Origin of the sequence: Pseudomonas frigoris, from assembly GCF_047758635.1 — a bacterium.
Taxonomy (GTDB): Bacteria; Pseudomonadota; Gammaproteobacteria; order Pseudomonadales; family Pseudomonadaceae; genus Aquipseudomonas; species Aquipseudomonas frigoris.
The window spans coordinates 6335595-6355000 of sequence record NZ_CP180479.1; the positions used below are offsets into that span (position 1 = coordinate 6335595).

The 19406-nt window shown below is 54.5% G+C and carries 14 protein-coding genes, 4 tRNA genes and 2 rRNA genes (1 of these 20 only partly in view); all 20 read right to left on the minus strand.

Annotation, left to right across the window (positions count from 1 at the left end):
- Nucleotides 1-8 precede the first annotated feature (8 nt).
- Nucleotides 9-479, minus strand: a complete 471-nt coding sequence (gene rpsG / locus ACMXYH_RS29285; RefSeq protein ID WP_002555493.1) for a 30S ribosomal protein S7 — start codon at nucleotides 477-479, stop codon at nucleotides 9-11.
- A gap of 118 nt (nucleotides 480-597) precedes the next feature.
- Nucleotides 598-969, minus strand: a complete 372-nt coding sequence (gene rpsL, locus ACMXYH_RS29290; RefSeq protein WP_002555494.1) for a 30S ribosomal protein S12 — start codon at nucleotides 967-969, stop codon at nucleotides 598-600.
- Between the two features lie 216 nt (nucleotides 970-1185).
- Complete coding sequence (gene rpoC, locus ACMXYH_RS29295; protein ID WP_007896632.1) at nucleotides 1186-5385, minus strand: DNA-directed RNA polymerase subunit beta'; 4200 nt, start codon at nucleotides 5383-5385, stop codon at nucleotides 1186-1188.
- Nucleotides 5386-5449: 64 nt separating this feature from the next.
- Nucleotides 5450-9523 (minus strand): DNA-directed RNA polymerase subunit beta, encoded by a 4074-nt coding sequence (rpoB, locus tag ACMXYH_RS29300; RefSeq protein WP_129440756.1) that lies wholly within the window; start codon nucleotides 9521-9523, stop codon nucleotides 5450-5452.
- A gap of 220 nt (nucleotides 9524-9743) precedes the next feature.
- Complete coding sequence (gene rplL / locus ACMXYH_RS29305; protein WP_008145490.1) at nucleotides 9744-10109, minus strand: 50S ribosomal protein L7/L12; 366 nt, start codon at nucleotides 10107-10109, stop codon at nucleotides 9744-9746.
- 80 nt (nucleotides 10110-10189) lie between these two features.
- Nucleotides 10190-10690: a 50S ribosomal protein L10 gene (gene rplJ, locus ACMXYH_RS29310; RefSeq protein WP_010467255.1), complete on the minus strand. Its 501-nt coding sequence runs from the start codon at nucleotides 10688-10690 to the stop codon at nucleotides 10190-10192.
- A 198-nt stretch (nucleotides 10691-10888) separates the two neighbouring features.
- Nucleotides 10889-11584, minus strand: a complete 696-nt coding sequence (rplA, locus tag ACMXYH_RS29315; RefSeq protein ID WP_007896626.1) for a 50S ribosomal protein L1 — start codon at nucleotides 11582-11584, stop codon at nucleotides 10889-10891.
- Nucleotides 11584-12015, minus strand: coding sequence for a 50S ribosomal protein L11 (gene rplK, locus ACMXYH_RS29320; RefSeq protein ID WP_003210097.1), 432 nt, complete (start codon nucleotides 12013-12015; stop codon nucleotides 11584-11586). Before rplK ends, rplA begins: the two co-directional genes overlap by 1 nt.
- 117 nt (nucleotides 12016-12132) lie before the next feature.
- Nucleotides 12133-12666, minus strand: coding sequence for a transcription termination/antitermination protein NusG (gene nusG, locus ACMXYH_RS29325; protein ID WP_007896622.1), 534 nt, complete (start codon nucleotides 12664-12666; stop codon nucleotides 12133-12135).
- Between the two features lie 9 nt (nucleotides 12667-12675).
- A complete protein-coding gene (secE, locus tag ACMXYH_RS29330; protein WP_008145488.1) occupies nucleotides 12676-13044 on the minus strand; it encodes a preprotein translocase subunit SecE in 369 nt (122 codons plus the stop codon).
- Nucleotides 13045-13089: 45 nt separating this feature from the next.
- A tRNA-Trp gene (locus ACMXYH_RS29335) sits at nucleotides 13090-13165 on the minus strand.
- A gap of 53 nt (nucleotides 13166-13218) precedes the next feature.
- The gene (tuf, locus tag ACMXYH_RS29340) at nucleotides 13219-14412 is read right to left on the minus strand and encodes an elongation factor Tu (protein ID WP_007896619.1); all 1194 of its coding nucleotides are present in this window, start codon (nucleotides 14410-14412) and stop codon (nucleotides 13219-13221) included.
- An 84-nt stretch (nucleotides 14413-14496) separates the two neighbouring features.
- Nucleotides 14497-14572: transfer RNA gene (locus ACMXYH_RS29345), tRNA-Thr, on the minus strand.
- 26 nt (nucleotides 14573-14598) lie between these two features.
- A tRNA-Gly gene (locus ACMXYH_RS29350) sits at nucleotides 14599-14672 on the minus strand.
- Between the two features lie 23 nt (nucleotides 14673-14695).
- Nucleotides 14696-14780 (minus strand) — tRNA-Tyr (locus ACMXYH_RS29355).
- 142 nt (nucleotides 14781-14922) lie between these two features.
- The gene (locus ACMXYH_RS29360) at nucleotides 14923-15363 is read right to left on the minus strand and encodes a hypothetical protein (protein WP_415765720.1); all 441 of its coding nucleotides are present in this window, start codon (nucleotides 15361-15363) and stop codon (nucleotides 14923-14925) included.
- Between the two features lie 7 nt (nucleotides 15364-15370).
- Nucleotides 15371-16120, minus strand: coding sequence for a pantothenate kinase (locus tag ACMXYH_RS29365; protein WP_134423357.1), 750 nt, complete (start codon nucleotides 16118-16120; stop codon nucleotides 15371-15373).
- Nucleotides 16110-17069 carry a bifunctional biotin--[acetyl-CoA-carboxylase] ligase/biotin operon repressor BirA gene (gene birA / locus ACMXYH_RS29370; RefSeq protein ID WP_129440751.1) on the minus strand — a complete coding sequence of 320 codons (960 nt, stop codon included), beginning with the start codon at nucleotides 17067-17069 and terminating at the stop codon, nucleotides 16110-16112. Before birA ends, ACMXYH_RS29365 begins: the two co-directional genes overlap by 11 nt.
- Nucleotides 17070-17204: 135 nt before the next feature.
- Nucleotides 17205-17320, minus strand: a 5S ribosomal RNA gene (gene rrf / locus ACMXYH_RS29375).
- Between the two features lie 173 nt (nucleotides 17321-17493).
- Nucleotides 17494-19406: ribosomal RNA gene (locus tag ACMXYH_RS29380) — 23S ribosomal RNA — on the minus strand (it continues 979 nt past the right edge of the window).

Genomic DNA, 19406 nt, shown 5'->3' on the forward strand with positions numbered 1-19406 from the left:
CGCTAAAATTAGAAGCGGTAGTGCGAGAAAGCCTTGTTGGCTTCAGCCATACGGTGCACGTCTTCACGCTTCTTAACTGCAGCACCTTTACCTTCAGCAGCGTCCAACAGTTCGCCAGCCAAACGCAGAGCCATAGACTTCTCGCCGCGCTTACGGGCGAAGTCTACCAACCAGCGCATTGCCAGAGCGTTACGACGGGACGGACGAACTTCAACCGGAACCTGGTAAGTAGCACCGCCTACACGGCGCGACTTTACTTCGACCAGCGGAGCGATGGCGTCGAGAGCTTTCTCGAAGATTTCCAGGGGGTCGCTGTTCTTGCGTTCTTTAACCTTCTCCAGCGCGCCATAAACGATACGCTCGGCAACGGCTTTCTTGCCGCTTTCCATAACGTGGTTCATGAACTTGGCCAGGATTTGGCTTCCGTATTTTGGATCGTCAAGCACTTCGCGCTTGGCTGCTACGCGTCTTCTTGGCATGGATAAGCCCTCAAACGGTCTTCAGGTTCGCTCGGAATCGGTGCCCTTTCGGGACGCCTCCGACCTTACTCTTATCGACTCAGAAAAATAGAAAATCAGTTTTTACAAAAAGCCACTACTACTTAGGCTTCTTGGTACCGTACTTCGAACGACCCTGGTTACGACCTTTAACGCCGGAAGTATCCAAAGAACCGCGTACGGTGTGGTAACGAACACCTGGCAAGTCTTTTACACGACCGCCGCGGATCAGTACCACGCTGTGCTCTTGCAGGTTGTGGCCTTCACCGCCGATGTACGAGGAAACCTCGAAACCGTTGGTCAGACGCACACGGCATACTTTACGCAGTGCCGAGTTAGGTTTTTTCGGCGTGGTGGTATACACACGGGTGCATACGCCACGACGTTGCGGGCAGTTCTGCAGCGCAGGCACGTCGGATTTCTCGACGATACGCTTACGCGGCTGACGTACCAGCTGGTTGATAGTTGCCATCTACTAGCTCCACTGTTGTCTTGCGACGCTATTGTCTTGCAAGAAAAGCAAAATGGCAGGAACGAATTCCCGCCAAATTTAGGGGTACAAGAGTCTAAAGAGGATCTTGTCCCCAGTCAAGGCAAGGCCCCGACCTCCCCACTCATCCAACCTCGACAAATTGTCTCGATTCGATGAGCGGGGCTGCCAGGGCCCCACGCTTATTTACTGCAGAACTCAGTTACCGCTCGAGTTCAGTGCTTCGGTCAGTGCAGCTTCCACTTCACTGGCGCTTACGCGCAACGGTTTGTCAGCATCACGGCGGCGCTTGCGCTCGCTGTGATAAGCCAGACCGGTACCAGCCGGGATCAGACGACCCACGACCACGTTTTCTTTCAGGCCGCGCAGGTAATCGCGCTTGCCGGTTACCGCCGCCTCGGTCAGTACGCGAGTGGTTTCCTGGAAGGAAGCCGCCGAGATGAACGATTCGGTGGACAACGACGCCTTGGTGATACCCAACAGCACGCGAGTGAACTTGGAAACGAATTTCTCGTCGCCAGCCAAACGTTCGTTCTCTACCAGAACGTGAGTCAATTCCATCTGGTCGCCCTTGATGAAACTGGAATCGCCGGATTCAGCGATTTCAACTTTACGCAGCATCTGACGCAGGATGGTCTCGATGTGCTTGTCGTTGATCTTCACGCCTTGCAGACGATAAACGTCCTGGATCTCGTTCACGATGTACTTGGCCAGCGCACTCACACCCAGCAGACGCAGGATGTCGTGTGGATCGCTCGGGCCGTCGGAGATAACTTCGCCGCGGTTTACCTGTTCGCCTTCGAAGACGTTCAGGTGACGCCACTTCGGAATCAGCTCTTCGTACGGATCGCTACCGTCGTTCGGGGTAATGACCAGACGGCGCTTGCCTTTGGTCTCTTTACCGAACGCGATGGTGCCGCTGACTTCAGCCAGAATCGAGGCTTCTTTCGGACGACGGGCTTCGAACAAGTCGGCAACACGCGGCAGACCACCGGTGATGTCACGGGTTTTCGAAGTTTCTTGCGGAATACGAGCGATAACATCACCGATCGCGATTTTCGCACCGTCCGCTACACCGACCAGGGCGTTAGCAGGCAGGAAGTACTGAGCAATTACGTCGGTACCCGGCAGCAAGAGATCCTTGCCGTTGTCATCAACCATCTTCACAGCAGGACGGATATCTTTACCGGCAGCTGGACGGTCTTTGGCGTCGAGTACTTCAATGTTGGTCATACCGGTCAATTCGTCTGTCTGACGCTTGATCGTGATGCCTTCTTCCATGCCCACGTAGGTCACGGTACCTTTCATTTCGGTAACGATTGGGTGAGTGTGCGGATCCCACTTGGCCACGATTGCGCCAGCGTCGACCTTGTCACCTTCTTTAACCGAAATCACAGCACCGTACGGCAGCTTGTAACGCTCGCGCTCACGACCGAAGTCATCAGCGATTGCCAGCTCACCGGAACGGGACACAGCAACCAGGCAACCATCTACTCGCTCAACGTGCTTCAGGTTGTGCAGACGGACGGTACCGCCATTCTTCACCTGAACGCTGTCGGCTGCGGAGGTCCGGCTTGCCGCACCACCGATGTGGAACGTACGCATGGTCAGCTGGGTACCCGGCTCACCGATGGACTGGGCAGCGATAACGCCGACCGCTTCACCGATGTTCACCTGGTGACCACGAGCCAAGTCACGGCCGTAGCATTTGGCGCAAATGCCGTAACGGGTTTCGCAGCTGATCGGCGAACGCACGATCACTTCGTCGATGCTGTTCAGCTCGATGAACTCGACCCACTTCTCGTCTACCAGCGTGCCGGCAGGAACGATGATTTCTTCGGTACCTGGCTTGAAAACGTCACGGGCAATAACACGACCCAATACGCGCTCACCCAGCGGCTCAACAACGTCACCGCCTTCAATGTGCGGAGTCATTACCAGGCCATGTTCGGTGCCGCAATCGATCTCGGTTACTACCAGATCCTGCGCCACGTCTACCAGACGACGAGTCAGGTAACCGGAGTTCGCAGTTTTCAGCGCGGTATCCGCCAAACCTTTACGAGCACCGTGAGTGGAGATGAAGTACTGAAGTACGCTCAAACCTTCACGGAAGTTCGCAGTAATCGGCGTTTCGATGATGGAACCGTCCGGCTTGGCCATCAGGCCACGCATACCGGCGAGCTGACGGATCTGCGCAGCAGAACCCCGTGCGCCCGAGTCGGCCATCATATACATCGAGTTGAAGGATTCCTGGTCGACTTCGACGCCATGACGGTCAATGACTTTCTCTTTCGAGAGGTTGGCCATCATCGCCTTGGAAACTTCGTCGTTCGCCTTGGACCAAAGGTCGATCACTTTGTTGTACTTCTCGCCCTGGGTTACCAGGCCGGAGGCGTACTGACTTTCGATCTCTTTCACTTCGTCGGTAGCAGCACCGATGATGCGGGCTTTTTCATCCGGGATAACGAAGTCGTTAACACCGATGGAAACGCCGGAAATGGTCGAATAGGCAAAACCGGTGTACATCAACTGGTCAGCGAAGATCACGGTCTCTTTCAAACCAACCACGCGGTAGCACTGGTTGATCAGCTTGGAGATCGCCTTCTTCTTCATCGGCTGGTTGACGACGTCGTACGACAGGCCAGGTGGAACAACCTGGAACAACAGCGCACGGCCGACAGTGGTGTCGACGATACGGGTGTTCTTGACGCTGCCACCATCACGATCGTTGACGGTTTCGTTGATCCGCACTTTGACCTTGGCGTGCAGTGCGGCTTCGCCGGCACGGAACACACGGTCAACTTCTTGCAGATCCGCGAACACACGACCTTCGCCCTTGGCGTTGATCGCTTCACGAGTCATGTAGTACAGACCCAATACAACGTCCTGCGACGGAACGATGATTGGCTCACCGTTGGCTGGCGACAGAATGTTGTTGGTCGACATCATCAACGCACGCGCTTCCAACTGGGCTTCCAGTGTCAGCGGTACGTGCACGGCCATTTGGTCGCCGTCGAAGTCGGCGTTGTACGCAGCACAGACCAGAGGGTGCAGCTGGATAGCCTTACCTTCGATCAGTACCGGTTCAAACGCCTGGATACCCAGACGGTGAAGGGTCGGTGCACGGTTGAGGAGAACCGGGTGTTCACGGATCACTTCAGCGAGAACGTCCCAAACCTCAGGCAGCTCGCGCTCCACCATCTTCTTGGCAGCTTTAATGGTGGTCGCGAGACCACGCATTTCCAGCTTGCCGAAAATGAACGGCTTGAACAGCTCGAGAGCCATTTTCTTCGGCAGACCGCACTGGTGCAGACGCAGGGTCGGACCTACGGTGATTACCGAACGACCGGAGTAGTCAACACGCTTACCGAGCAAGTTCTGACGGAAACGACCTTGTTTACCCTTGATCATGTCAGCCAGGGATTTCAGAGGACGCTTGTTGGAACCAGTGATAGCGCGGCCACGACGACCGTTATCGAGCAGTGCATCGACAGCTTCCTGCAACATACGCTTTTCGTTGCGCACGATGATGTCCGGAGCGGACAGATCAAGCAGGCGCTTCAAGCGGTTGTTACGGTTGATCACTCGACGATACAGATCGTTGAGGTCGGAAGTCGCGAAGCGACCGCCATCCAGCGGGACCAGCGGACGCAGATCTGGCGGCAGAACCGGCAGAACGGTCAGCACCATCCATTCTGGAAGGTTGCCGGAACCCTGGAAGGCTTCCATCAACTTCAGACGCTTGGACAGCTTCTTGATTTTGGTTTCGGAGTTGGTTTGCGGAATTTCTTCACGCAGACGGCCAATCTCGTGTTCCAGATCGATAGCGTGCAGCAGTTCACGGACAGCTTCGGCACCCATGCGGGCATCGAAATCGTCGCCGAACTCTTCCAGCGCTTCGAAATACTGCTCGTCGTTGAGCAGCTGACCTTTTTCAAGGGTGGTCATGCCTGGATCGATAACGACATAGCTCTCGAAGTAGAGAACGCGTTCGATATCACGCAGGGTCATGTCCATCAGCAAGCCGATACGCGACGGCAGCGATTTCAGGAACCAGATGTGGGCAACTGGCGAGGCCAGTTCGATGTGTGCCATGCGCTCACGACGAACTTTAGCCAGCGCGACTTCAACGCCGCACTTCTCGCAGATCACGCCACGGTGCTTCAAGCGCTTGTACTTACCGCACAGGCACTCGTAATCCTTTACCGGGCCAAAGATCTTGGCGCAGAACAGGCCGTCACGCTCAGGTTTGAACGTACGGTAGTTGATGGTTTCCGGCTTTTTAACTTCACCGAACGACCACGAACGGATCATCTCAGGCGATGCCAATCCAATACGGATGGCGTCGAACTCTTCGACTTGACCCTGGTTTTTCAGCAAATTCAGTAGGTCTTTCAAGGCCTTTCCTCCTGGCGGAGCAGAGAGCGGGCAATCCTGCCCCGCTCTCGATTCGCGTCACGTGTTATTCGGTTTCCAGATCGATATCGATGCCGAGGGAACGAATTTCCTTGATCAACACGTTGAAGGACTCGGGCATGCCCGGCTCCATACGGTGATCGCCATCCACGATGTTTTTGTACATCTTGGTACGGCCGTTCACATCGTCCGACTTCACTGTGAGCATTTCTTGCAGAGTGTAAGCAGCACCGTATGCTTCCAGTGCCCAGACCTCCATCTCCCCGAAACGCTGACCACCGAACTGCGCCTTACCACCCAGCGGCTGCTGAGTAACCAGGCTGTACGAACCGGTAGAACGAGCGTGCATCTTGTCGTCTACCAAGTGGTTCAGCTTCAGCATGTACATGTAGCCAACAGTAACCGGGCGCTCGAACTTGTTGCCGGTACGGCCGTCGGTCAGCTGCATCTGGCCGCTTTCTGGCAGGTCCGCCAGTTTCAGCATGGCCTTGATTTCGCTTTCCTTGGCGCCGTCGAACACTGGAGTGGCCATTGGAACGCCGCCACGCAGGTTCTTCGCCAGATCCAGGATTTCCTGGTCGGAGAAGCTATCCAGATCTTCGTTACGACCGCCGATCTGGTTGTAGATCTCGTCCAGGAATTTACGAAGCTCAGCGACTTTGCGCTGTTCTTCGATCATCCGGTTGATCTTCTCGCCCAAGCCTTTAGCCGCGAGGCCCAGGTGGGTTTCAAGGATCTGACCAACGTTCATACGCGAAGGTACGCCCAACGGGTTGAGGACGACGTCGACCGGGGTGCCATTGGCATCGTGCGGCATGTCTTCAACCGGCATGATCACGGAGACCACACCTTTGTTACCGTGACGACCGGCCATCTTGTCGCCCGGCTGAATGCGGCGACGGATTGCCAGGTAAACCTTGACGATTTTCAGCACGCCTGGAGCCAGGTCATCGCCCTGCTGCAGCTTGCGCTTCTTGTCTTCGAACTTGTCGTCCAGCAGACGGCGGCGATCAACGATGTAGGCCTGAGCCTTCTCGAGCTGCTCGTTCAGAGCATCTTCAGCCATGCGCAGTTTGAACCACTGACCATGCTCAAGACCGTCGAGAACTTCGTCGGTGATTTCCTGACCTTTCTTCAGACCGGCGCCGCCTTCGGCTTTGCGGCCGACCAGAGCGGAACGCAGACGTTCGAAAGTTGCGCCTTCAACGATACGGAACTCTTCGTTCAGGTCCTTGCGGATCTCGTCGAGTTGAGTCTTCTCGATCGACAGTGCACGAGCATCACGCTCAACGCCGTCGCGGGTGAAGACCTGTACGTCGATGACGGTACCCTTGGTGCCGGTAGGCACGCGCAGGGAGGTGTCTTTAACGTCGCTGGCTTTTTCACCGAAGATGGCACGCAGCAGTTTTTCTTCCGGAGTCAGCTGAGTCTCGCCTTTCGGAGTGACCTTACCAACCAGGATGTCGCCTGCGCCAACTTCAGCACCTACGTAAACGATACCGGCTTCGTCCAGCTTATTCAGTGCAGCTTCACCCACGTTCGGGATGTCTGCAGTGATTTCCTCTGGCCCAAGCTTGGTGTCACGTGCCACACAGGTCAGTTCCTGAATGTGGATCGTGGTAAAGCGGTCTTCTTGAACAACTCGTTCCGACAGGCAGATGGAGTCTTCGAAGTTGTAACCGTTCCAGGCCATGAACGCGATGCGCATGTTCTGACCCAGCGCCAGTTCACCCATGTCGGTGGACGGGCCGTCAGCCATGATGTCGCTACGCTGAACCCGATCACCTTTACGCACCAGCGGACGCTGGTTGATGCAGGTGTTCTGGTTGGAGCGGGTGTATTTGGTCAGGTTGTAGATGTCGACACCAGCTTCACCGGTTTCAACTTCATCATCAGCAACACGAACCACGATACGGCTGGCGTCGACGGAATCGATAACGCCACCACGACGAGCCACGACGCAAACGCCGGAGTCACGAGCTACGTTACGCTCCATGCCGGTACCGACCAGCGGCTTGTCAGCGCGCAGGGTTGGTACAGCTTGACGCTGCATGTTCGAACCCATCAACGCACGGTTGGCGTCATCGTGCTCGAGGAACGGGATCAGCGACGCTGCAACCGAAACTACCTGCTTCGGAGAAACGTCCATCAAGGTGACGTCTTCCGGCGCCTTGACGGTGAACTCGTTCAAGTGACGAACAGCTACCAGCTCGTCGATCAGCATTTTCTTGTCGTTCATCGTGGCCGAAGCCTGAGCGATCACGTGATCAGCTTCTTCGATGGCGGACAGGAACACGATCTCGTCGGTGACCAGAGCGTCTTTCACCACACGATACGGGCTCTCGAGGAAGCCGTACTGGTTGGTGCGCGCATAAGCGGCCAGGGAGTTGATCAGACCGATGTTCGGACCTTCCGGCGTTTCAATCGGGCATACACGACCGTAGTGAGTCGGGTGTACGTCACGAACTTCAAAGCCAGCACGTTCACGAGTCAAACCGCCAGGGCCGAGCGCAGAAACACGACGCTTGTGGGTGATCTCGGACAGCGGGTTGTTCTGGTCCATGAACTGGGAAAGCTGACTGGAACCGAAGAACTCTTTCACCGCCGCAGCCACTGGCTTGGCGTTGATCAGGTCTTGCGGCATCAGGCCTTCGCTTTCAGCCATCGACAAACGCTCTTTGACCGCACGCTCAACACGTACCAGGCCAACGCGGAACTGGTTCTCGGCCATTTCGCCTACGCAGCGAACACGACGGTTACCCAGGTGGTCGATGTCATCGACGATGCCTTTACCGTTACGGATGTCGACCAGAGTCTTCAGCACCGCAACGATGTCTTCTTTGCACAACACGCCCGAACCTTCGATCTCGGTACGACCGATACGACGGTTGAACTTCATCCGGCCGACCGCAGACAGGTCATAGCGCTCAGGACTGAAGAACAGGTTGTTGAACAGAGTCTCGGCAGCGTCTTTGGTTGGCGGCTCGCCTGGACGCATCATGCGATAGATTTCGACCAGCGCTTCCAATTGGTTGCTGGTGGAGTCGATCTTCAGAGTGTCGGAGACGAACGGACCGCAGTCGATATCGTTGGTGTACAGAGTTTCGATGCGAACAACCTGGGACTTGGCGATTTTTGCCAGGATCTCGGTGTTCAGCTCGGTGTTGCACTCTGCCAGGATTTCGCCGGTTGCCGGATGCACGATGACCTTGGCGGTAGTGCGACCCAGGACGTAGTCCAGAGGCATGACCAGCTCTTTGATCCCGGCTTTTTCCAGCTGGTTAATGTGGCGAGCGGTAATACGACGACCCTGCTCGACAATAACCTTGCCCTTGTCATCGACGATATCGATAGCGGCAATTTCACCACGCAGGCGCTGAGGCACCAACTCCAGGCTGATGCTTTCGCCCTGCACATGGAATACGTTGGTGGTATAGAACGCGTCCAGCACTTCTTCAGTGGTATAGCCGAGCGCGCGCAGCAGTACCGATGCAGGCAGCTTGCGACGACGGTCGATACGCACGAATACGCAGTCTTTCGGGTCGAACTCGAAGTCCAACCACGAACCGCGGTAAGGAATGATACGCGCCGAGTACAACAGTTTGCCGGAGCTGTGCGTCTTGCCACGGTCGTGGTCGAAGAACACGCCCGGGGAACGGTGCAGCTGGGAAACGATTACACGCTCGGTACCGTTGATTACGAAGGTACCGTTCTCAGTCATCAGGGGGATTTCACCCATGTAGACTTCTTGCTCTTTGATGTCCTTGATCGCTTTGTTCGACGACTCTTTGTCGAAAATGATCAGGCGCACTTTTACCCGCAAAGGTACGGCATAAGTTACACCGCGCAATACGCATTCTTTGACATCAAATGCCGGTTCGCCCAGGCGATAACCGACGTACTCCAGCGCAGCATTGCCGGAGTAGCTGATGATCGGGAAAACGGATTTGAAGGCCGCATGCAGGCCCACGTCGCGGAACTGATCTTTAGTCGCTCCCGCTTGCAAGAATTCACGATACGAATCCAGCTGGATGGCCAGGAGGTACGGCACATCCATGACGTCCGGCAACTTGCTAAAGTCCTTGCGGATACGTTTTTTCTCAGTATATGAGTAAGCCATCAGCGTTCCCCAGCTTGGTCACCTGCTTGTTTGGCCCCTCCCGACGGGAGCAGCCAGAAAATCGTGCAAACCCCATGGTTTGCGCCACCGCATCGGGTGGTTACAGCTCGTTATCAGCACCGACCCAGTCGGCTGCCAATAACGGAAAAAGGCCGGTGGCAAGAGCCACCAGCCATCAGCCTTTCGCTTAACGCTCGGGCTGGAGACGCAAAGTCGATGCTTACTTCAGCTCGACTTTAGCGCCTGCTTCTTCCAGAGTGGCTTTTGCTTTGTCAGCTGCGTCTTTCGAAACAGCTTCCAGAACAACGCCAGGAGCGCCGTCAACTACAGCCTTGGCTTCTTTCAGGCCCAGACCGGTCAGTTCACGTACTGCCTTGATCACGTTAACTTTCTTCTCGCCAGCTTCCAGCAGCATGACGTTGAATTCAGTTTGTTCTTCAACAACGGCAGCGACAGCAGCTGGACCAGCGGAAGCAGCGGCAGCGGAAACGCCGAACTTCTCTTCCATGGCCTTGATCAGCTCAACGATTTCCAGAACGGATTTTTCGCCGATTGCTTCGATGATTTGGTCGTTAGTCAGAGACATGACTATAAATTCCTGTATTGGGGTGACAGCCTACGCGGCCATCGAAATAAACAATAAACGCTGAAAGGAGTCGCTCAGCCTTAGGCTGCGGCAGCTTCTTTCTGGTCGCGAAGAGCCGCCAGAGTACGAGCCAATTTGCTGGTTGCGCCTTGAATCACGCTCATCAGCTGAGAAATTGCTTCGTCACGGGTCGGCAGGCTTGCCAGTACGTCGATCTGATTAGCTGCGAGGAACTTGCCCTCGAACGCAGCTGCCTTGATCTCGAACTTATCCTGACCTTTTGCGAACTCTTTGAAGATACGAGCAGCAGCGCCCGGATGTTCTTTGGAGAATGCAATCAAGGTCGGGCCGGTGAACACGTCGTTGAGCACGTCATATTGAGTGCCAGCAACGGCGCGCTTGAGCAGGGTGTTACGTACAACACGTACGTAAACGCCAGCTTCACGAGCCTCTTTACGGAGTCCGGTCATAGCGCCTACTGTTACGCCACGGGCATCAGCCACGACAGCGGACAGAGCAACTTGGGCAGCCTTGTTGACTTCAGCGACGATGGCCTTCTTGTCTTCAAGTTTAATTGCCACGGGAAAAACTCCTGCTTGTTACCGTTTCATCCAACCGAGGCCAGATGTCGTTTTGGTGTCTGATTCGGTAAGGAACCGGGAGCACCATCTGCGTAGGCTTGAGGTTTAAGACTTGCGTCGCCTACGGTCTTGGATAGCCCCCGCCAGGCAGGGACCCCAATCTTTCAATTGGCGCAATCGCTTGCGCCAACCTGTGTCTTACGCGTCGAGCGAGCCTTGGTCGATGACCAGACCTGGACCCATGGTGGTGCTCAGGGTAACGCGCTTGACGTAAATACCTTTCGAGGAAGCTGGCTTGATACGCTTCAGATCAGCGATCAGGGCTTCAACGTTTTCCTTCAGCTTGACGGCGTCGAAGCCAACCTTGCCAACGGAGGTGTGGATGATGCCGTTTTTGTCGGTGCGATAACGAACCTGACCAGCCTTGGCGTTCTTAACCGCGGTAGCTACGTCTGGCGTTACGGTGCCGACTTTAGGGTTAGGCATCAGGCCACGTGGGCCCAGGATCTGACCCAACTGACCAACAACGCGCATTGCATCCGGGGATGCGATAACTACGTCATAGTTCAGGTCGCCGCCTTTCATTTCGGCAGCCAGATCGTCCATACCTACACGGTCAGCGCCGGCAGCCAAAGCGGCCTCGGCAGCTGGACCCTGGGTGAACACAGCAACGCGAACGGTCTTGCCAGTGCCGTGTGGCAGCACAGTAGCGCTACGAACGACCTGGTCGGATTTACGCGGGTCAACACCCAAGTTTACAGCAACGTCAAACGACTCGCTGAACTTGACGGTCGACAGCTCAGCCAGCAGAGCAGCAGCGTCTACAAAGTTGTAGGACTTGCCTGCTTCGATTTTGCCGGCGATAGCCTTTTGACGTTTGGTCAACTTAGCCATTACACACCCTCCACGTTAAGGCCCATGCTACGAGCAGAACCGGCGATAGTACGCACGGCCGCGTCCATATCAGCTGCAGTCAGATCCGCGTTTTTGGTTTTCGCGATCTCTTCCAGCTGAGCACGGGTAACGGTGCCAACCTTAACGGTGTTCGGACGAGCGGAACCGCTAGTCAGACCAGCAGCTTTCTTCAGCAGAACCGAAGCAGGTGTGGATTTGGTTTCGAAAGTGAAGCTACGGTCGCTGTAGACAGTGATGATCACTGGAGTCGGCAGACCTGGCTCAATACCCTGAGTACGGGCGTTGAAAGCCTTGCAGAATTCCATGATGTTCACGCCGTGCTGACCCAGAGCAGGACCAACAGGTGGGCTTGGGTTAGCCTGAGCGGCCTTCACTTGCAGCTTGATGTAAGCGGTAATCTTCTTGGCCATGAGGCACTCCAATTACGGGTTCGAACGCCTCGAAAGGCTCCCCGGTTACTTGCGCGTTTATCCCAGTGACGACAAAACCCCACAGCCTAGGGCTGCGGGGTTGGGATGCTTGCTCAGCTAGACTTTTTCGACCTGGCTGAACTCTAGCTCTACCGGAGTAGAGCGACCGAAAATGAGCACTGCCACTTGGATCCGGCTCTTCTCGTAGTTAACTTCTTCGACCGTGCCAGTAAAGTCAGCAAACGGCCCATCATTGACACGCACCGACTCACCTGGCTCGAACAACGTCTTCGGCTTCGGCTTGTCGCTACCATCAGCAACGCGACGCAGAATCGCTTCTGCCTCTTTATCTGTGATAGGTGCAGGCTTATCAGCAGTACCGCCGATAAAACCCATCACCCGAGGAGTATCCTTGACCAAGTGCCAAGTACCCTCATTCATGTCCATCTGAACCAGCACATAACCTGGGAAGAACTTGCGCTCGCTTTTGCGTTTCTGGCCATTACGCATTTCAACCACTTCTTCAGTGGGAACCAGAATTTCGCCAAAGCCATCTTCCATGCCAGCCAGCTTTACGCGCTCTACCAACGAGCGCATGACATGCTTCTCGTAACCGGAGTAAGCATGCACAACGTACCAACGCTTAGCCACGGGACACCCTTAGCCGACAATCAAGGAAACAAGCCAGCCGAGCAGGGAATCAAGCCCCCACAACAGCAACGCCATAACCAGAACAACAGCCACAACAATCAACGTGGTCTGCGTGGTTTCTTGGCGAGTTGGCCATACGACTTTACGAATCTCGGTGCGAGCTTCCTTAACCAGTACAAAGAAAGACTTGCCCTTGACCGTCTGCAGGCCTACAAAGGCAGCTACAGCAGCAATGGCGAGCAAAGCAAGTACGCGGTACAGGATCGGCGAAGCAGAGTAATACTGATTGCCAACAACGCCAACAACCACCAAAGCAACTACTACTAGCCACTTGAGCAGATCGAAGCGAGAGCCTTGAGCTTCAGCTTTAGGAGTCATCTATGAAGATCCTGTGAAAAGAAAGCCAGACACACCAAGTGAATCTGGCAGGTCAGGAGGGAATCGAACCCCCAACCTACGGTTTTGGAGACCGTCGCTCTGCCAATTGAGCTACTGACCTAAAACAAAATCAGGCCGACCATTATGCCGGCCCGAAAAAGACTTTACAACAATTTACTCGATAACCTTAGCAACGACACCAGCACCGACGGTACGACCGCCTTCACGAATGGCGAAACGCAGGCCATCTTCCATCGCGATCGTTTTGATCAGGGTGACAGTCATCTGAACGTTGTCACCAGGCATTACCATTTCAACGCCTTCTGGCAATTCGCAGTTACCGGTCACGTCCGTGGTACGGAAGTAGAACTGTGGACGATAACCCTTGAAGAACGGAGTATGACGACCGCCCTCTTCCTTGCTCAGAACGTAAACCTCTGCAGTGAACTTGGTATGCGGCTTGACAGTGCCCGGCTTGACCAGAACCTGGCCACGCTCAACATCATCTCGCTTGGTACCACGCAGCAATACGCCGCAGTTCTCGCCAGCCCGACCTTCGTCGAGCAGCTTGCGGAACATCTCAACACCAGTGCAAGTTGTCTTGACAGTGTCACGAAGACCAACAATCTCAACTTCTTCCTGAATGCGGACAATGCCACGCTCAACACGACCAGTCACAACAGTACCGCGACCGGAGATCGAGAAAACATCCTCGATCGGCATCAGGAACGGCTTATCAATAGCCCGCTCAGGCTGCGGAATGTAGCTATCCAGAGTCTCGACCAACTTCTTGACGGCAGTAGTGCCCATCTCGTTGTCATCTTGACCATTCAGCGCCATCAGCGCCGAACCAATGATGATCGGAGTGTCATCACCTGGGAAATCGTAAGTGCTCAGCAGGTCGCGCACTTCCATCTCAACCAGCTCCAGCAGCTCCGCATCATCAACCATGTCAGCCTTGTTCAGGAAGACAACGATGTACGGAACGCCAACCTGGCGGGACAGAAGGATGTGCTCACGGGTTTGCGGCATCGGACCATCAGCGGCCGAGCAAACCAGAATCGCGCCATCCATCTGAGCAGCACCGGTAATCATGTTTTTTACGTAGTCAGCGTGACCTGGACAGTCAACGTGCGCGTAGTGACGCACAGCCGAATCGTACTCAACGTGAGCGGTGTTGATGGTAATACCACGAGCTTTTTCTTCAGGGGCGCTATCGATCTTGTCGAAGTCTACCTTTGCCGAACCGAAAACTTCGGAGCAGACGCGGGTCAAAGCAGCAGTCAGAGTAGTTTTACCGTGATCGACATGACCAATGGTACCAACGTTGACGTGCGGCTTATTACGTTCGAACTTTTCCTTAGCCATCAAAATCACCCCTAGGAGAAGAATTGAGCAGGTCAAACAAGCCATTAAAACAAAGGCAGATATTTTCATATCTGCCTTGTTATATGGAGCTCTTGAGCGGATTTGAACCGCTGACCTCACCCTTACCAAGGGTGTGCTCTACCAACTGAGCTACAAGAGCGTAACACTATGCGGGATCTGCAAACTTGGAGCGGGTAGCGGGAATCGAACCCGCATCATCAGCTTGGAAGGCTGAGGTTCTACCACTAAACTATACCCGCGAGCTTGCAGCTCTCGCTAAAAATGGTGGAGGGGGAAGGATTCGAACCTTCGAAGTCGTAGACGTCAGATTTACAGTCTGATCCCTTTGGCCGCTCGGGAACCCCTCCTAAGCGAGCCGGCATTCTATATCATGCCAGCCTTCTGTCAAGCATTTTCTCATTAAAAACCTGAGGTTAGCTGCGTTGACATCACTTTGCGGTGTTAACCATTAAAGGTCTTCACTGCGAAGCGGGCGCCATTCTATGCAAACTATTCGACGGGTGCAACCCCCTCGCACGGCATTATTTTATGTTTTAACTCATTGAATTCTCTAGAAAGGTTTTTCAGCTGCGAGTCATCCAGCCAACGCCGGCTTTCTGGTGCCACACGCACCCAGTAACCATCAGACTCGGCAGGGGGCCTCAGCAAGGACTCGAACTTGATTTCCATGCCACTCAATCGCCGCTCAACCGCCTGAGCCGCTTCCTGACGAGTAAAACCGCCAAGATAGAGGCATCCCTCGTCTGCCTGGGTAGGCTTTCCTTTGTCACGAGCCGCGTCAGTCGTTTCACTCAACAAGCGAATATCCTGCTGCGACCCCCTATACAAATTCAAAGGGGTTACATCCTTCGCACGCAGAGGAGCCTCTTGTTGGTGCCAGATGTAATAGAACACATTGAGAACAAGCAGCAGCAGAAACAACCAACGCATAAAAACCTCACGACAACGGACACGCCATAGCCAAACCTACAAACACCAGATCAGGAACCACCCTGGCCTCAGGCACGATCTCGGAAACCAGGTCTGCATCTCCTCCAGTGAGGAACACAGCAAAATCATCCCCCCAATAGCTACGCGCCAACTCTAGCTGTGTCAGGACAAAGCCTCTCAGCATCAACGAGCACCCCCGCTCGACCGCCTCGACAGTTGTCCGACCAGGAACAAGACTTTCCAGAGCGCGCTCAGCTGCTAGATCGCCATAACGAATTCTACGGGTGTGGGTACGCAATTGGTTTCGCATCAGAGGCATTCCCGGACATATAAATCCTCCTAGGTGCTCTCCATCCCTAGAGATGAAGTCCGCAGTAACAGCCGTACCAAAATCAAGCACAAGGCACGCACCCGAAGCCAGTTGGAATCCCCCAAGCATCGCCAGCCAACGGTCGAGCCCTAATCGTTCGAACTCCTCATAACCATTACGAACCCCGGACATTTCGCGGGACGGCGCCGCACATACCACCGACACGCCAAAAGCTTCTGTCAGCAGAGAAATCAGTGCACTGGTTTCTTCGGCGGTCCTGACACTGACCAACCGACAAAACTTGAGAGCGAGACCCTTGAGCACTTTCAAGCTCTCCAACAAAGCGAGATCCGAATCAACGACGCCCTCGCCAACCACCCACCGAACATCCGCGTCGAGCACACGCCACTTGATAAAACTGTTTCCGCAGTCGAGCTCAAGAATCATCACGCAACCTCAGACTGAGCTCACCACCACTAAAGACTTTTTCCACACCACCCACCTTCAAGCGCAGAGCACCCTGACTATCAATACCCAGCACTTCGCCATCTATATGGTTAACACCTGCGATCAACGACACGGCCCGCCCCTGCCAGAGATGATTTTGCTCCCACTCTGCCTGGATAGCTGAAAATCCGTCGACTTGATGACGAGACAGATATGCCTTGAGCGTCGCACCCAACTGCCCGACCAAGTGATTTCGATCAAACACCTTGCCCGACTCTAGCCGCATGGACGTCCACTGCTGATCTACCTCATCGGTAATCTGCATGTTCACATTAATTCCCACACCCAGCACAACGTGACACACATCAGCAGGATCCCCCACCAGCTCGAGCAATATCCCGGCGATCTTCTTCTGACCAACCAGAACATCATTGGGCCACTTCAATCCAGCCCCCGAAATACCAAGCTCACGCAGGGCCTGCATGACGGCGAGCCCAACAACAAGGCTCAAGCCTTCCAGCTGACGCATTCCACCTTCAATACGCAGCACGAGGCTGTAATAGATGTTTTCCGCGAATGGACTCGCCCATTTACGTCCACGCCGCCCGCGCCCTGCAGTTTGCCGCTCGGCAAGCACCAGAAAGGGTGCCGCCTGCCCCCGCTCTATGGCGCGCAATGCCTCGGCATTAGTGGAGTCAATTGAATCGAAAACCAGGATGGGCCAATCACAAGAAGGCGCCTGCTCTCTTATCTCGACAGGATCAAGCAGCGTCAATGGCGCAGCCAGTTGATAGCCGCGACCCCGCACCTTGTGAATAGATAATCCCAGCTCAGCTTCTAAATGCTGAAGCTGCTTCCAAACGGCACTACGACTGACACCCAAGGCGACGCCCAAGGCCTGACCCGAATGGAATCGGCCATCTTTAAGAAGCTTTAACAATGTCAGCATGCAAGTCTCGCCTCACAATGAGGCCCGCATGATAGCCATGCCCCGCGCCATTGCATAGAAACCCTACAGGTCAGTTTTCCTGCGGACAAAACAAAACCCCTACCTGCATACGCAGATAGGGGTTTCGGAATTTAATCTTGACGATGACCTACTCTCACATGGGGAAACCCCACACTACCATCGGCGATGCATCGTTTCACTGCTGAGTTCGGGATGGGATCAGGTGGTTCCAATGCTCTATGGTCGTCAAGAAATTCGGTAGCCAGGTCGTGGGCCTTTGCAGGTTCACGCTCCAGCGAATGGGTATGCGATAGTTGGGTGTTTTGTGAGTATCTCGAACTTTCGGTTCGTTTCGTCTTCACACACCGCAATCTGGTGCTCTTTCGCTTTTTAGCTCGAAGCATGCAAATTGCTTGGGTGTTATATGGTCAAGCCTCACGGGCAATTAGTATTGGTTAGCTCAACGCCTCACAGCGCTTACACACCCAACCTATCAACGTCGTAGTCTTCGACGGCCCTTCAGGGGACTCAAGGTCCCAGTGAGATCTCATCTTGAGGCTAGTTTCCCGCTTAGATGCTTTCAGCGGTTATCTATTCCGAACATAGCTACCCGGCAATGCCACTGGCGTGACAACCGGAACACCAGAGGTTCGTCCACTCCGGTCCTCTCGTACTAGGAGCAGCCCCTCTCAAATCTCAAACGTCCACGGCAGATAGGGACCGAACTGTCTCACGACGTTCTAAACCCAGCTCGCGTACCACTTTAAATGGCGAACAGCCATACCCTTGGGACCGGCTTCAGCCCCAGGATGTGATGAGCCGACATCGAGGTGCCAAACACCGCCGTCGATATGAACTCTTGGGCGGTATCAGCCTGTTATCCCCGGAGTACCTTTTATCCGTTGAGCGATGGCCCTTCCATACAGAACCACCGGATCACTAAGACCTACTTTCGTACCTGCTCGACGTGTCTGTCTCGCAGTCAAGCGCGCTTTTGCCTTTATACTCTACGACCGATTTCCGACCGGTCTGAGCGCACCTTCGTACTCCTCCGTTACTCTTTAGGAGGAGACCGCCCCAGTCAAACTACCCACCATACACTGTCCTCGATCCGGATAACGGACCTGAGTTAGAACCTCAAAGTTGCCAGGGTGGTATTTCAAGGTTGGCTCCACGCGAACTGGCGTCCACGCTTCAAAGCCTCCCACCTATCCTACACAAGCAAATTCAAAGTCCAGTGCAAAGCTATAGTAAAGGTTCACGGGGTCTTTCCGTCTAGCCGCGGATACACTGCATCTTCACAGCGATTTCAATTTCACTGAGTCTCGGGTGGAGACAGCGCCGCCATCGTTACGCCATTCGTGCAGGTCGGAACTTACCCGACAAGGAATTTCGCTACCTTAGGACCGTTATAGTTACGGCCGCCGTTTACCGGGGCTTCGATCAAGAGCTTCGCGTTAGCTAACCCCATCAATTAACCTTCCGGCACCGGGCAGGCGTCACACCCTATACGTCCACTTTCGTGTTTGCAGAGTGCTGTGTTTTTAATAAACAGTCGCAGCGGCCTGGTATCTTCGACCGGCATGGGCTTACGCAGTAAATGCTTCACCCTCACCGGCGCACCTTCTCCCGAAGTTACGGTGCCATTTTGCCTAGTTCCTTCACCCGAGTTCTCTCAAGCGCCTTGGTATTCTCTACCCAACCACCTGTGTCGGTTTGGGGTACGGTTCCTGGTTACCTGAAGCTTAGAAGCTTTTCTTGGAAGCATGGCATCAACCACTTCGTCACCCAAAGGGTAACTCGTCATCAGCTCTCGGCCTTAGAATCCCGGATTTACCTAAGATTCCAGCCTACCACCTTAAACTTGGACAACCAACGCCAAGCTGGCCTAGCCTTCTCCGTCCCTCCATCGCAATAACCAGAAGTACAGGAATATTAACCTGTTTTCCATCGACTACGCTTTTCAGCCTCGCCTTAGGGACCGACTAACCCTGCGTCGATTAACGTTGCGCAGGAAACCTTGGTCTTTCGGCGTGGGTGTTTTTCACACCCATTGTCGTTACTCATGTCAGCATTCGCACTTCTGATACCTCCAGCAAGCTTCTCAACTCACCTTCACAGGCTTACAGAACGCTCCTCTACCGCATCACCTAAGTGATACCCGTAGCTTCGGTGTATGGTTTGAGCCCCGTTACATCTTCCGCGCAGGCCGACTCGACTAGTGAGCTATTACGCTTTCTTTAAAGGGTGGCTGCTTCTAAGCCAACCTCCTAGCTGTCTAAGCCTTCCCACATCGTTTCCCACTTAACCATAACTTTGGGACCTTAGCTGACGGTC